We start from the raw sequence: 14031 nt of genomic DNA on the forward strand, positions 1-14031 counted from the left end.
GAATAGCCGGGAGCAGACCCATGGACTCCGCCGAACTCCGCGCAATGCAGGCTCCGATCAAGGAGCGCTACAAGACCGACCCCCAGGCCGCCGTGATCACGCTGAAGGCCAAGGGCTCGATCGACAATGAGAGCATCGCCTGCAAGGTCGAGACCGGCCGTGCGCTCGCGATCGCCGGCCTCCACCCCGCTACCGGCGGCTCCGGGCTCGAGCTTTGCTCCGGCGACATGCTGCTGGAAGCGCTGGTCGCCTGTGCCGGCGTCACGCTGAAATCGGTTGCGACCGCTGTCGAGGTGCCGCTGAAGGTCGGCAACGTCTTCGCCGATGGCGATCTCGATTTCCGCGGCACGCTCGGCGTCGACAAGGAGACCCCGGTCGGCTTCCGCGAAATCCGCCTGCGCTTCGAGATCGGCACCGACGCGCCGCAGGACAAGCTCGACCTCTTGCTGAAACTCACCGAGCGCTATTGCGTCGTCTATCAGACCATCAAGAATGGCCCGAAGGTGTCGGTGACGATGCAGCGGGTTTAGCCGCTTTCGCCGTGTCGTCCCGGCGAAAGCCGGGACCCATACGCCGTGTCTTCTCGATTCAAGCCCCGCTGCCCGACGGCTTTCGCTCCACACGAACAGTCGTGGTTATGGATCCCGGCCTTCGCCGGGATGACGCAGAAATGTCCCCCGAACTCCACTTCGTCCTGATTCTCGTGCTGCGCATGGCGGTTGCGGCCGCATTCGTGGTCAGCGCGTCCATCATCACGGAGCGTTCGGGACCGGTGATCGGCGCGCTGATCGCAACCCTGCCGATCTCGGCCGGGCCGTCCTACACCTTCCTCGCGCTCGACCATGACGCCGCCTTCATCGCCGAGGGCGCGCTGGCGAGCCTGCCGGTCAACGCCGCCACGATCTATATGGGCCTGACCTACGCCGTGCTGGCGCAGCGCTTCAGCATGTGGATCAGCGCGGGCAGCGCGATCGCGGTGTGGCTGGTGCTCGCCACCATCATCCGCCAGTTCGAGTGGTCGCTCGCCGCCGGGCTGATCGTCAATGCCATCACCTTTGCGATCTGCATCCCGCTGCTCCGGCCCTATCGGCACGTCGCGAAAATGCCGCTGATCGCGCGGCGCTGGTACGACATTCCGCTGCGCGCCGCGCTGGTCGCTAGCCTGGTCGGCACCGTGGTCACGGCGTCAGGCTGGGTCGGCCCGCGCGTCACCGGCGTGATGGCGCTGTTTCCGATTGTATTCTCCTCGATGATGCTGATCCTGCATCCGCGCATCGGCGGCCCCGCAACCGCCGCCGTGCTCGCCAACAGCGCCTGGGGCCTGATGGGCTTTGGCCTCGGGGTTGCAGTGCTGCACGTCGCTGTGCTGCACTTCGGCTCGCCCATCGGCCTCTGCTGCGCGCTCGCCACCTGCATCGTCTGGAATCTGGTGCTGTGGCAGATCGGGCGGAGGAAGAGTGGGAAGACGTCTTGACCTCCCCTTGAAAAGGGGAGGTCGCTTTGCTCGGCAGAGCAAAGCGGGTGGGGATCTGCTCTCTCCGCAAACAGCGTCGTCTGCGGCTGACCCCCATCCCGACCTTCCCCCTTTCAGAGGGAAGGAGAAGGATGATCCGTGGCCCGGATGAAGCCAACGGGTCGCGCGAACGCGCGCCCGATGACGGGCTCCGCGCAATCCGGGGCGGTCGTGCGACGGAGAGCGCGTTCCCGGATTTCGCTTCGCTGCATCCGGGCTACGGATCTATTGCTTCGGCAGCTTCGCCCTTAGCGCATACAGCGCGTCCAGCGCCTCGCGCGGCGACATCTCGTCGGGATGCAGCGCCTTCACCGCCTCGACCAGCAGATCTGCCTCGCTCGGCGGCTTGTCCTCACTGGCGGCGCGGGAGGGGACGGCGAACAGCGGCAGATCGTCGACCAAAGCGCGCGCGGTCTGGCCGCGGTCCTGGGCTTCCAGTTTCGCCAGCACCGATTTGGCGCGCGTGATCACCGCCGGCGGCAGGCCGGCGAGTTTTGCGACCTGGATGCCGTAGGAGCGGTCGGCGGAGCCGGGCAGCACCTCGTGCAGGAACACGACGTCGCCCTGCCACTCCTTGACCCGCACCGTGGCGTTGAACATCCGCGGCAGTTTCGCCGAGAGCGCCGTCAGCTCGTGATAATGCGTCGCGAACAGCGTGCGGCAGCGGTTGCTCTCATGCAGATGCTCGATCGCGGCCCAGGCGATCGACAACCCGTCGAAGGTCGCCGTGCCGCGGCCGATCTCGTCGAGGATCACCAGCGACCGCTCGCTCGCCTGGTTCAGGATCACCGCGGTCTCGACCATCTCGACCATGAAGGTCGAGCGCCCCCGCGCCAGGTCGTCGGCGGCGCCGACGCGCGAGAATAGCCGGTCGACGATGCCGAGCCGCGCCCGCGACGCCGGCACGTAAGAGCCGATCTGCGCCAAGAGCGCGATCAGCGCATTCTGGCGGAGGAAGGTCGACTTACCCGCCATGTTCGGACCGGTGATCAGCCAGAGCTGGCCGGATTTTTGTGCGGGCGCCGGAGAGAGATCGCAGGCATTGGCAATGAACGGCTGGCCGTCGCGCTTCAGTGCTTGCTCGACCACCGGATGCCGTCCGCCCTCGATCGCAAAGCCGAGCGAGCCGTCGACATCGGGCCGCACGTAATTGTCGTCGATCGCAAGTTTCGCGAGCGAGGTCGCAACATCGAGCATCGCGAAGGCGTGGGCGGCGTTGCGCAGGTCGTCGCTGGCGGCAAGCGCCATTGCGCTGAGCCGCTCGAAGATCTCGAGCTCGAGATTGAGCGCGCGCTCGCCGGCATTGGCGATCTTGGCCTCGGTCTCGCCGAGTTCTGCCGTGGTGAAGCGGACCTGCCCGGCCAGCGTCTGGCGATGGATGAAGGTCGCATTCAGCGGCGGCGCGAACAGTTTGTCGCCGTGCTGCGCGGTGACCTCGACGAAATAGCCCAGCACGTTGTTGTGCCGGATCTTCAGCGTCTTGATGCCGGTGTCCTCTGCGTAGCGCGCCTGCATCGCGGCGACGACGAGCCGCGAGGCGTCGCGCAGATTGCGGCTTTCGTCGAGCGCGGCCTCATAGCCCTCGCGGACGAAGCCGCCGTCGCGCTTGATCAGCGGCAACTGCTCTGACAGTGCGCGGGAGAACTCCTGTGCGAGTTCGCGCGAGGGGCGCTGCAGCGCCGTCATCACGGTCGACACCTCGGCCGGCGGATTGGCAAGCTGCGACAGCAGCTCCAGCGCCTGGTCCGCGGCCAGGATGCCGTCGCGCAGGCTGGCGAGATCGCGCGGGCCGCCGCGGCCGACCGACAGCCGCGCCAGCGCGCGCGACATGTCGGGCGCCGCGCGCAGCACGGTCCTGATGTCCTCGCGCGCCGCGGAGTCCGCGACGAAGGCCGAGACCGCATCGAGCCGCCGCGCGATCACGGCGACATCGGTCAGCGGCGCGGCAAGGCGCTGCGCCAAGAGGCGCGAGCCCGCCGCGGTGACGGTGCAGTCGATCGCATCGAGCAGCGAGCCACGGCGTTCGCCGGCCAGCGTGCGCGTCAGTTCGAGATTGGCGCGGGTCGCCGGATCGATCGCCATCGTGGTGCCGGCGGCCTCGCGTGCCGGCGGCGACAGCGGCGGACGCTTGCCGACCTGGGTGCGGTCGATATAGGTGACGGCCGCGGCGGCTGCGGTCGCTTCCAGCCGCGACATCGCCGACAGGCCGTCCATGGTCGCGACCGCGAAATAGTCGCAGAGCCGCCGCTCGGCGGTGGCGCTGTCGAACACGTCGCGGGTCAGCGGCGTCACCGACGGCAGCTCGCGCAAGGTCGGCGCCAGCTCGCTGTCGCTGTAGAGCGCATCGGTGACGATGGCCTCGTTCGGATTGATGCGCGCCAGCGTCGCCGCGAGTTCCGCGGTCGCACACTCCGTCACCATGAATTCGGAGGTCGAGATGTCGATCCAGGCGAGCCCGAGCCGGTCGGCGCCGGCCGAGCCGCGGGCGCGCGCGATCGCGATCAGGTAATTGTTGGTGCGGGCGTCGAGCAGCATGTCTTCGGTCAGCGTGCCCGGCGTCACCAGCCGCACCACGCCGCGGCGGACCACGCTCTTGTTGCCGCGGGCTTTGGCCTCCGCGGGATTTTCGGTCTGCTCGCACACGGCGACACGATGTCCGGCGCCGATCAGGCGATGCAGGTAATCCTCGGAGCGCTCGACCGGCACGCCGCACATCGGGATGTCCATGCCCTGGTGCTTGCCGCGCTTGGTCAGCACGATGCCGAGCGTCCTGGAGGCGATCTCGGCATCCTCGAAGAACAATTCGTAGAAATCGCCCATCCGGTAGAACAGCAGCAGGCCGGGATGGGCGGCCTTGATCTCCAGATACTGTTCCATCATCGGCGTGACGCGCGACGGCGTCTCGGCGGCAGTGGCTTCGGGCGGAACGGGGATGGGCTGCTGAATGGTCATGAGGGGCCGGAAACTACAAAATTTCGTCGCGCGGTCCTATCGCGAGGAGGGGGTTTTCCACCCTCTCCACGGCCTGAAATATGACGAGGCTTCACGGGAATGCGCTGATGCCACGCAGCCACGTCAATTGACCTGCCGCGGGCACGCTCCTAAAACCGATCTCAAGTTCCAGCCGATCCAGCGCCTAAGTCGCGGCATTCAGGGAGAGATTCAATGCGTGATGTGTTCATTTGCGATGCCGTCCGGACTCCGATCGGCCGTTTCGGCGGCTCGCTCGCCAAGGTGCGCGCCGACGATCTCGCGGCGGCCCCGATCAAGGCGCTGATGGCCAAGCATCCGACGCTCAATTGGAACGAGGTCGACGAGGTCTATTTCGGCTGCGCCAACCAGGCCGGCGAAGACAACCGCAACGTCGCGCGCATGGCGCTGTTGCTCGCCGGCATGCCGGAATCGGTTCCCGGCCAGACCCTGAACCGGCTCTGCGCCTCGGGCCTCGACGCAGTCGGCGCCGCGGGCCGCGCCATCCGCGCCGGCGAGATCGATTTCGCGATTGCGGGCGGCGTCGAGTCGATGACGCGTGCGCCGTTCGTGATGGGCAAGGCCGCGGAAGCCTTCTCGCGCTCGTCCGAGATCTACGACACCACGATCGGCTGGCGCTTCATCAATCCGCTGATGAAGGCGCAGTACGGCGTCGATGCGATGCCGGAGACCGGCGAAAACGTCGCCGAGGAATTCCAGGTGTCGCGCGCTGATCAGGATGCGATGGCGATCCGCTCGCAGCAACGCGCGGGCGCGGCGATCGCGTCGGGCTATTTCGCCGAGGAGATCATTCCGATCCAGGTGCCTGGCGGCAAGGCCGGCCCGATCACCGTCGACAAGGACGAGCATCCGCGTCCGGAGACCACGCTCGAAGGTCTCGCCAAGTTGAAGCCGATCGTGCGCAATCCGGGCACGGTGACCGCCGGCAACGCGTCCGGCGTCAATGACGGCGCCGCCGCGATGATCCTCGCTTCCGAAGCCGCGGTGAAGAAGCACGGCCTGACGCCGCGCGCAAAAATCCTCGGCCTCGCGTCGGCCGCGGTGCCGCCGCGCATCATGGGCATCGGTCCGGTGCCGGCGACCAAGAAGCTGGTCGAGCGTCTCGGCATCAAGGTGTCGGACTTCGACCTGATCGAGCTCAACGAGGCCTTCGCCTCGCAGGGCATCGCCTGCCTGCGCCAGCTCGGCGTCAAGGAAGACGCCGATTTCGTCAATCCGCATGGCGGCGCGATCGCGCTCGGCCATCCGCTCGGCATGAGCGGCGCGCGGCTGGTCTTGACCGCCGTGCACGGCATGGAGAAGCGGGGCGGGAAGCTTGCCTTGGCAACTATGTGCGTCGGGGTCGGCCAAGGCGTTGCGGTCGCGATCGAAAAGCTGAACTGATCCAATGGCTTGTAAGGGTTGAAAACAGCCCTTCCCCAATTTGGTTATGCACTATAATGATCTGACGTGAGCTCACCGGGCGCGTGGGCCGCGGAGGAATTCGCCATGACCTTGTTGTACCCGCTGCAATCGCTTGCGGCCCATCCGGCGCGGCTGTCGCCGGACTATCGCTCCACCGTGAAGCGCTCGCCGCAGAAGCCGCTGATCCCGATGCGGCACACGCTCTCGGAGCTGACCGGGCCGGTCTATGGTCATGAGACCGTGCGCGAGCACGACAACGACCTCACCATCCAGGCCAAGGGCGAGCCGCTCGGCGAGCGCATCATCGTGCATGGTTACGTGCTCGACGAGGATGGCCGCGGCGTGCCCAACACCTTGGTCGAGCTGTGGCAGGCCAATGCCTGCGGCCGCTATATCCATGTCGTCGATCAGCACCCGGCGCCGCTCGATCCCAACTTCACCGGCGCCGGCCGGACGCAATCCGATGCCAAGGGCTACTACAAGTTCATCACCATCAAGCCCGGCGCCTATCCCTGGGGCAATCATCAGAATGCCTGGCGGCCCGCGCATATCCACTTCTCGGTGTTCGGGCACTCCTTCGTCTCACGGCTGGTGACCCAGATGTACTTTCCGGGCGATCCGCTGTTTCCGTTCGACCCGATCTTCAACTCGGTGACCGATGCGAAGGCGCGGGCGCGGATGATCTCGTCGTTCGATCTCGACAACACCAAGTCGGAATGGGCGCTGTGCTACCGCTTCGATATCGTGCTGCGCGGGCAGAGTGCCACGCCGATGGAGACCAGGTAAGTGTCGAATCCGCGTCCTGATGGAATCACGCCTTCGCAGACCGTCGGCCCCTATTTCAAATACGGCCTGACGCCGAACGGCGAATACGAATGGAATGACGCCTTCACCAACAATTTGCTGACGGGCGACGTCTCGGGCGAGCGCATCCGCGTCGAGGGCAAGGTCTATGACGGCGACGGCGCCGTGATCCCGGATTGCATGCTGGAGATCTGGCAGGCCGACGCGCAAGGCCGCTTCTCCGATCCGCAGGATGCGCGCGCGTTGCCCAACTCGAGCTTCAAGGGCTTTGGCCGTTGCGGCACCGACAAGAACGGCGCCTACGCCTTCGACACCATCAAGCCGGGCTCAGTGCCGGATGCCGATGGCAAGCCGCAGGCGCCGCACATCGGGCTTGCGGTGTTCGCGCGCGGCATGCTGCTGCATCTCTACACCCGGATCTATTTCGACGACGAAGCCGGCAACGTCGCTGATTCCACGCTCGCGCTGGTGCCGGCCGACCGCCGCGCGACGCTGATTGCCAGGCGCAAGGGCGCCGCGGGCAACGCCTACACGTTCGACGTCCATCTGCAGGGCGACAACGAGACCGTGTTCTTCGACGTCTAGCGAAATCCGGTGTCTCCGTGCGCGGCGACCACGCGATGCGTGGTCGCCTTCCGGGCCGATCTCAGGTCATGACGCCAGGCTTGAACACGGCGAGCGGCGCGGGATCGCGGCTCGGCGGCGGCGGGACCTTGCCGTCGACATCGGTGAAGCCGTATTCGGCCGCCAGCTCCGAGGCGAGCAGGATCTGGCCGCTCTTGGCCATCACGTCGGGATCGCTGGCGAGTGCCGCCACCGCGCGCCCGGCGAACACCGGCGTCTCGCCGCGTTCGGCGATCAGTTTGGCGAGCGCCGGCGGGACGCGATCGGGCTGCGCCGCAAGCTTCTCGCTCTTGATGTAGCCGGGCCAGATCGAGACGGCGGCAATGCCGAACGGCTGCAGCTCATGCGCCATGTCGCGCGCCATCCGGTCGACGCCTGATTTCTGCACGCCGAACGGAACGTTGAACGTGTACCTGACGCCGCCGCCCGACGAGGTGTTGACGATCAGGCCGCGCTGCCGCGGCAGCATCAGCGGGACGGCGAACTGGCTGGCGACGAAATGCGAGCGCAAGCCGACGCGATGCATGGTGTCCCACAGCGAGGCCGGCACCTGCCAGAACGGGACATTCACCGGCATCACATTCGGCGCCGCGAACACATTGTTGACCAGCACGTCGAGCCGGCCGTGGTCGCGCCGGATCAGGTCGAAGATCTCCTTCACCGAATCATCGTCGGAATGATCGCATAGCAGGCCGATGCCGCGGCCGCCGGCCTCGTCGATCGCGGCGATGGTCTCGTCGAGCGAACCCGGCCATTCCGATCCGCCGCTGTTGCGCGTCCGCGCCGTCACGATCACCGTCGCACCGGCCTCGGCGAGGCCGATCGCCACGCCCTTGCCGACCCCGCGGCTTCCTCCCGTCACCAGCGCGATGCGATCCTTGAGGCGTCCCTTGGTCATGATGTCTCCCAACATGGCTTCTTTGGAAGATAACTTGACAATAATCTTCCTAGGAAGATATTAGGCCCAGAACGGCAGAGGCGTCAATCAGGGAGGTTTCGCGATGGTCACGAGGGAAGAGAACGAATTGCTGTGCCGCGTCACGGGTGACGCGCCGATGGGACGGATGCTGCGGCAGCATTATTGGCTGCCGGCCGTTCTCTCGGTGCGCGTCCGCAAGGGAGAGGCACCGGTTCGCGTCAAGCTGTTCGGCCGCAACTTCGTGGCGTTCAGGGGCAAGGACGGTTCGGTCGGCTTCCTCGACGAGGCCTGTCCGCACCGCGGCGCGTCGCTGGCGCTGGCGCGGGTCGACGACTGTTCGCTGACCTGCCTGTTTCACGGCTGGAAGATCAGTGCACAGGGCGAGGTGCTCGACGTTCCCAACGAGCCGAACAATCCAAAGGAATTCGCCAAGACCGTGAAAGCGAAAGCCTATCCGGTGCGCGAAGGCGCCGGGCTGATCTGGGTCTGGCTCGGCGAAGGCGCGGCGCCGCCCGCGCCCGACTTCGAGTGGATGGATCTGCCGCCGGATCAGGTTTACGCGGCCGGTATCGAGCTCAATGCGAACTGGCTGCAAGGCGTAGAGGCCACCATCGATTCCTCGCATGTCGCGCTGTTGCACCAGAGCTGGACCGCGACCTCGTCGAGCGACTTCGGCGCGACCCGCGTCAATACCGAAGTCGCTTACGAATTCGATAAGAAGTCCTATGGCTTCCGTGCCGCGGCGCTGCGCACCGCGCCGGATGGGTCGTGCCTTGCCCGCGTCACCGAGTTCGTGATGCCCTACTATGGCCTGATCGCGCCGATCTTCTCCGGACCGCAGCAGGATCGCACCGCGATCATCGCGGTGCCGATCGACGACGAGAACCTGATCCAGTGGTACATCTTCTACAATCCCGAGAAGCCGGTGGATTCCTGGCGCAAGGTGCAGCGCGCCAACCAGTGGCCGATGGCCGGCGGCCTGCCGGGCGATCAAAGCAATAATTGGGGGCAGAACCGCCAGATCATGGATGCCGGTAACAGCACCGGCTTCCATGAGATCGTCATCGAGGATTTCGTTGTCATGGTCAGCATGGGGCCGATCGTCGACCGTTCGCAGGAATATCTCTGCTCGGCGGACCAGGCGATTGTCAGGGTGCGCCGCCAGTTGCTCGACGAGGTGCGCGGATTCATGAACGGCAAGGCGCCGAAAAGCGGCCAGAGCGAGTCCATGTCCTACAAGGGCATCCGCGCGGTCGGTGGCCGGCTCGCCTCCGCTGCCGAGGATTGGCGGCAGATTCCCCGCTGATCGGATCGTACGCGCAGGGCGCGGGCAGTGTGCCCGCACCCCCTGTCCCAGCTTCAGCGCAGGAGATTCACCTCATGATCTGGCACCATCTATGCGCCGCCGCAAAACTGTCGGAAGGGGAGCCGCTGGGCTTCAGGGTCGGCGACCGGCGCGTCGCGCTTTACAAGGTCGACGACGACGTCTTCGCCACCGACGACGTCTGCTCGCACGCGTTTGCGCTGTTGTCGACAGGGTTCCTCGAAGGGCATGTGATCGAATGTCCGCTGCACGGCGCGATGTTCGATGTCCGTGACGGCAAATGCCGGTCGAGTGCCTACAGGGATATCAAGGCGTTCAAGGTCGAGATCCGCGACGGCGAGGTCTATGTGCAGCTCGGCGGCGGCGCTGCCCTGGAAACTGCCGGTGATTGCGGTGCGGACGTCAAGCTGTGAACGGCCTTGTCGTCATCGGCGCCTCCTATGCCGGCATTCAGGCAGCCCTCACCGCGCGTGAAGCCGGCTATGCCGAGCCGGTGACCGTGATCGCCGATGAGAGCGCGCTGCCGTATCAGCGGCCGCCGCTGTCAAAGGATTTCCTGCTCGACGAGATCAGCGCGCAGGGTCTCCTGATGCACGACGAGGCCATTTTCTCCGACAACAGGATCGAGCTGTGCCTTGGCAACCGCGTTGTCGGGATCGATCGCAGTGCCGGCCGGGTCGTGTTGGCCGGCGGCGCGGTCCTCGACTTCGAGCGCCTCGTCATTGCCACCGGCTCGCGCGCGCGCAGGATCGCGGTCCGCGGCGCCGAACTCGACGGGGTCTGTTATCTCAGGTCGATCGCCGACGCGGTCGAGCTCAAGGCGCGGCTCGGCGAGGCCAGCGAGATCGCGATCGTCGGCGGCGGCTTCATCGGGCTCGAGGTAGCGTCCTCTGCGGCCAGGCTCGGCAAGAAGGTGACGGTGATCGAGGCCGCGTCGCGGTTGCTCGAGCGGGCGGTCTCTCCGGTGGTGTCGCGCGTCCTGCTCGATCGTCACGTTCGAGCGGGCGTTACGGTGAAGTTCGGCACGGCCGTCTCGGCAATGATTGGTGATGGCGGACGGGTTGCGGCGGTCGAGCTGAACGGAGGCGTGCGTCTCGGCGCCGATCTCGTCGTGGTCGGCATTGGCGGCATCGCCAATGATGAACTCGCCGTTGCCGCGGGGCTCGATTGCGTCAATGGCATTGTGGTGGATGAGCACGGCCGGACGGCATGCCCGGGCATCTACGCCGCCGGCGACTGCGCCAATCACTACAGCCGCTTCGCGGGCGGATGGATCAGGCTGGAGTCGGTTCAGCACGCGCAGGATCAGGGACGGTCCGCGGGGCTTGCGATCGCGGAAAGCCATGAGCCCTATGACAGCGTGCCGCGGTTCTGGTCGGATCAACACGATCTCAAGCTTCAGATCGTCGGGCACTCGGCGCGCAGCGACCGGATCGTGATCCGCGGCGCGATCGAAGCCGGCCGGTTCTCTGTGTTCAACTACCGGCAGGGCAAGCTCGTCGCAGTCGACAGCATCAACCATCCCGGCGACCAGATGGTGGCGCGGCGGCTGATCGCGGCGGGCATTTCGCCGACGCCGGAGCAGGCAGCAGACAGCTCATGCGATCTCAAGTCGCTGCTGAAGGCCGGTAACAAGGCTGTCGCATGAAGTTGCCGGCGGCAGGGCTAATCCGCCGCCGCAAGCCGGCCGGATTTCTTCGGTGCTTTCACGGCTCTGACCGCGAGCAGCTTGCGCAGGCAGCGGTCCAGCATGGCGAGCTCCGCCTTGGTCAGTCCGCTCGCCTCGGTCACGCCCTCGACAACCCTCGCCACCTCGGCAATGCCGCGGTCGGCGGTTGCAAGACCCTTGGCGGTGAGACGGACCAGTTCCGAACGGCCGTCGTCGCTGGCCGAAACGCGCAGGACGAAGCCGCCTTCCTGGAGCCGGGCCACGCGCTTGGTCATGGCACCCGACGTGACGAGGAGGGCGCGGAACAGGTCGGTCGGGCGCAACTCGTACGGCTTGCCCGAGCGCCGGAGCGCCAGCAGGACGTAGAGCTCGCCGGTTTGCAGGCCGACGGCCTTCGCTATGTCCTGCAGGCGCATTTCGTGCAGCTGGTTGACGCGCTCCAGCCGTAGCAAGGTGCAGGCCGCGGCAAGATCGAGGTCGGGGCGCTGCGCGAGCCAGGCCGCCTCGATGTCGTCGTAAAGGGTGCTGTCGGGCGTAGGCGGCTGCTTGATCGCAGCTTCGGCGCGGCGTGACACGCTGCTCTTCTTCATTCCCTTCCAGTCCCCTTCGTCCTGCGCCAAGGGCGCCGGCACCATGCATCGCAGCAATCTAACACCGTCGAATTGGCGTGTCGCCTCGCAAGTTCTTGCGATTGCCTTACACAAGCGCATCGCTCCGCGGAGCGGCCATTTGCCGCTCTTCGTCGAGGGTTGACAATTATCTTCCTAGGAAGAATATTCCGGGTAAGAAACAGGGGAGGAGCACATGCGCGGACTTCGCGCTGTCATATCCGCGGCCTTGGTCGCGGCCTGCGGCTCGGCCGGCGCTGCAGAGACCGAATTGATCCTTGGCCAGACCATGCCCTATAGCGGGCCGGCGTCGGCCCTGAGCGCGGTCGGCAAGGTGCAGACCCGCTACTTCCAGATGATCAACGATCGCGGCGGCATCAATGGCCACAAGGTCAAGCTGATCTCGCTCGACGACGGCTACAGCCCGCCGAAGGCGGTGGAGCAGACGCGCAGGCTGATCGAGAATGACGAGGCGGTCGCGATCTTCGGCAGCATGGGAACGGCGCAGAACGCCGCGGTGCAGAAATATCTCAACGCCAAGAAGATCCCTCAGCTGTTCGTGTTCGCGGCCAGCGAACGCTTTGCCGACCCGAAGACCAGTCCCTACACGATCTCGGGGATGACGTTGTTCAGCACCGAGGCTGCGATCTATGCGCGGCTGGTGGCCGAGCACACGCCCGGTGCGCGCGTCGCCGTGTTGTACCAGAACGACGACTACGGCCGCGAATATCTCCGCAGCTTCAAGGCCGAACTGGCCCGCCTCGATCCCAAGGCCGAGATTGTCGCGGCGTCGCCCTACGAAGTCACGTCGCCCACGGTCGATTCGCAGATCGTGGCGCTGGCGAGCACCAATGCCAACGTCTTTCTCAATGCGTCGACCGGCAAATTCACATCGCAGGCGATCCGCAAGGCGGGCGAGCTCGGCTGGCGCGCGCAGCAGTTCCTCCCGATCGGCAGCAACTTCGTGCCGACGATCCTCAAGCCTGCCGGCCTCGACAACGCCAGGGGAGCGATCTCGGCGACGCCGACCAAGTCGGTCGGCGATCCCGAATGGGCCAACGATCCCGCCTATCTGGAATGGTTGGCCTTCATGAAAAAATACTATCCCGAGGGCGATATCGAGGATCAGCTCAACTTCACCGGATGGAACGTCGCTGTTCTCATGACCAAGGTCATCGAGGCCTGCGGCGATGATCTGTCCCGGCAGAACATCATGAAGCAGGCCACCGCGCTGAAAAACCTGGCGCTGCCGGGCCTGATCCCGGGCATCACCGTCAACACCAGCCCGGATGATTATCGCCTGATCACGTCGCTGCGGCCGCAGCGTTTCGACGGCGAGCGCTGGGTTCCGATGTCCGGTACCATGGCCGCGCAATGAAGGCCGCGAATTGTGGTGAAGCGTGGCCAGCCGCTAGAGCATGATCCGGAAAAGTGCGAAGCGGTTTTCCGAAAAGATCATGCTCAAACAACAAGCTAGAGCGCGATGATGATTCACTCCAATCTCATCGCGCTTTAGCGGCCGCGCCTGAGTTCTTCGGTGGCGCGCCGGAGCACCTCGTGAAGCCATTCGTGCGAAGGCTCGTCCTCGACGCGTTCGTGCCAGAGCAGCCGAACCTCCACCGGCGTCGTGGTGTAAGGCAGTTCGTAGGTCGTGATCGCATGCGCCTGCTCGAGCGCACGCGCCAGCGGCCGCGGGACGATGGCAGCAAGTTCGGAATCGATCAGCAGTGCGGGCAGGGCAAGGAAGTGCGGCAGCGAGACCGCGATCCGCGGCGGCCGATCGCTGTCGGACAGCGCCTTTTCGAGCGCGGGGCGGTCGTACATCTCCGAGCGCCTGGCGAGCCCGCGCTCGGAGATGAAGCCGCCGATCGCGCCTTCCTGCTCGCCGCCAAAGGACACGACGACCAGCGGCAGGGTCGCGAGCCTTGCCTTGTCGAGCCGGCCAAGCTTGCGCTTCTTGCCGACGATCAGCACGTCGTCATATTCGAACAGCAGTGCCGTGCGGAAGCGGCTCGGCGGCGACGAGAACACGCCGATCGCGACGTCGATGCGGCCGAGGTCGATCTGCTCGGCAAGATCGATCCGTGTCACCGGCTTGATGGTGAGGTCGATCGCCGGAGCTTCCCGGCCCAGGATCTGTCTCTTATACACATCTGACGCTGCCGACGACCATGG

Annotated in this window: 13 protein-coding genes; 9 read left to right on the forward strand and 4 right to left on the reverse strand. The window is 65.9% G+C overall.

What is annotated here, in order from left to right; all coding sequences use genetic code 11:
* Positions 1-20 precede the first annotated feature (20 nt).
* Both PMN64_RS37295 and PMN64_RS37300 read left to right on the forward strand, forming a co-directional pair.
* On the forward strand, positions 21-530 hold the full coding sequence (locus tag PMN64_RS37295; protein WP_411784361.1) for an OsmC family protein: 510 nt from the start codon (positions 21-23) through the stop codon (positions 528-530).
* 140 nt (positions 531-670) lie between these two features.
* Positions 671-1474 carry a hypothetical protein gene (locus PMN64_RS37300; RefSeq protein ID WP_411784362.1) on the forward strand — a complete coding sequence of 268 codons (804 nt, stop codon included), beginning with the start codon at positions 671-673 and terminating at the stop codon, positions 1472-1474.
* A 264-nt stretch (positions 1475-1738) separates the two neighbouring features.
* Here PMN64_RS37300 and mutS read toward each other — a convergent pair whose 3' ends face one another.
* A complete protein-coding gene (gene mutS, locus PMN64_RS37305) occupies positions 1739-4465 on the reverse strand; it encodes a DNA mismatch repair protein MutS (RefSeq protein ID WP_411784363.1) in 2727 nt (908 codons plus the stop codon).
* Positions 4466-4678: 213 nt separating this feature from the next.
* On the opposite strand from mutS, the gene pcaF reads away from it, so the two are divergent.
* The 3 genes from pcaF to pcaG all read left to right on the forward strand — a co-directional run bounded on the left by pcaF (position 4679) and on the right by pcaG (position 7297).
* Positions 4679-5887: a 3-oxoadipyl-CoA thiolase gene (pcaF, locus tag PMN64_RS37310; RefSeq protein ID WP_028341487.1), complete on the forward strand. Its 1209-nt coding sequence runs from the start codon at positions 4679-4681 to the stop codon at positions 5885-5887.
* A gap of 105 nt (positions 5888-5992) precedes the next feature.
* Positions 5993-6694 (forward strand): protocatechuate 3,4-dioxygenase subunit beta, encoded by a 702-nt coding sequence (gene pcaH / locus PMN64_RS37315; RefSeq protein WP_411784364.1) that lies wholly within the window; start codon positions 5993-5995, stop codon positions 6692-6694.
* Entirely contained in the window at positions 6695-7297 is a 603-nt protein-coding gene (gene pcaG / locus PMN64_RS37320) for a protocatechuate 3,4-dioxygenase subunit alpha (RefSeq protein ID WP_411784365.1), read from the forward strand.
* 61 nt (positions 7298-7358) lie between these two features.
* On the opposite strand, the gene PMN64_RS37325 is transcribed toward pcaG, so the two are convergent.
* Complete coding sequence (locus PMN64_RS37325) at positions 7359-8234, reverse strand: SDR family NAD(P)-dependent oxidoreductase (protein ID WP_411784366.1); 876 nt, start codon at positions 8232-8234, stop codon at positions 7359-7361.
* Between the two features lie 103 nt (positions 8235-8337).
* On the opposite strand from PMN64_RS37325, the gene PMN64_RS37330 reads away from it, so the two are divergent.
* The 3 genes from PMN64_RS37330 (at position 8338) to PMN64_RS37340 (ending at position 11227) form a co-directional block, all read left to right on the forward strand.
* A complete protein-coding gene (locus PMN64_RS37330) occupies positions 8338-9561 on the forward strand; it encodes a Rieske 2Fe-2S domain-containing protein (RefSeq protein ID WP_304497778.1) in 1224 nt (407 codons plus the stop codon).
* Between the two features lie 74 nt (positions 9562-9635).
* Positions 9636-9992, forward strand: a complete 357-nt coding sequence (locus PMN64_RS37335; protein WP_304497777.1) for a non-heme iron oxygenase ferredoxin subunit — start codon at positions 9636-9638, stop codon at positions 9990-9992.
* On the forward strand, positions 9989-11227 hold the full coding sequence (locus PMN64_RS37340; protein ID WP_411784367.1) for an NAD(P)/FAD-dependent oxidoreductase: 1239 nt from the start codon (positions 9989-9991) through the stop codon (positions 11225-11227). Before PMN64_RS37335 ends, PMN64_RS37340 begins: the two co-directional genes overlap by 4 nt.
* A gap of 17 nt (positions 11228-11244) precedes the next feature.
* On the opposite strand, the gene PMN64_RS37345 is transcribed toward PMN64_RS37340, so the two are convergent.
* Positions 11245-11868: a MarR family winged helix-turn-helix transcriptional regulator gene (locus tag PMN64_RS37345; protein WP_196238248.1), complete on the reverse strand. Its 624-nt coding sequence runs from the start codon at positions 11866-11868 to the stop codon at positions 11245-11247.
* A gap of 184 nt (positions 11869-12052) precedes the next feature.
* On the opposite strand from PMN64_RS37345, the gene PMN64_RS37350 reads away from it, so the two are divergent.
* Positions 12053-13234, forward strand: a complete 1182-nt coding sequence (locus tag PMN64_RS37350) for an ABC transporter substrate-binding protein (RefSeq protein ID WP_028344382.1) — start codon at positions 12053-12055, stop codon at positions 13232-13234.
* Positions 13235-13368: 134 nt separating this feature from the next.
* Here PMN64_RS37350 and PMN64_RS37355 read toward each other — a convergent pair.
* Positions 13369-14031: LysR substrate-binding domain-containing protein (locus PMN64_RS37355; protein WP_411784368.1), on the reverse strand; the 663-nt coding region annotated here is incomplete at its 5' end.

This window comes from Bradyrhizobium sp. UFLA01-814, assembly GCF_046718885.1.
GTDB classification, from domain to species: domain Bacteria; phylum Pseudomonadota; class Alphaproteobacteria; order Rhizobiales; family Xanthobacteraceae; genus Bradyrhizobium; species Bradyrhizobium elkanii.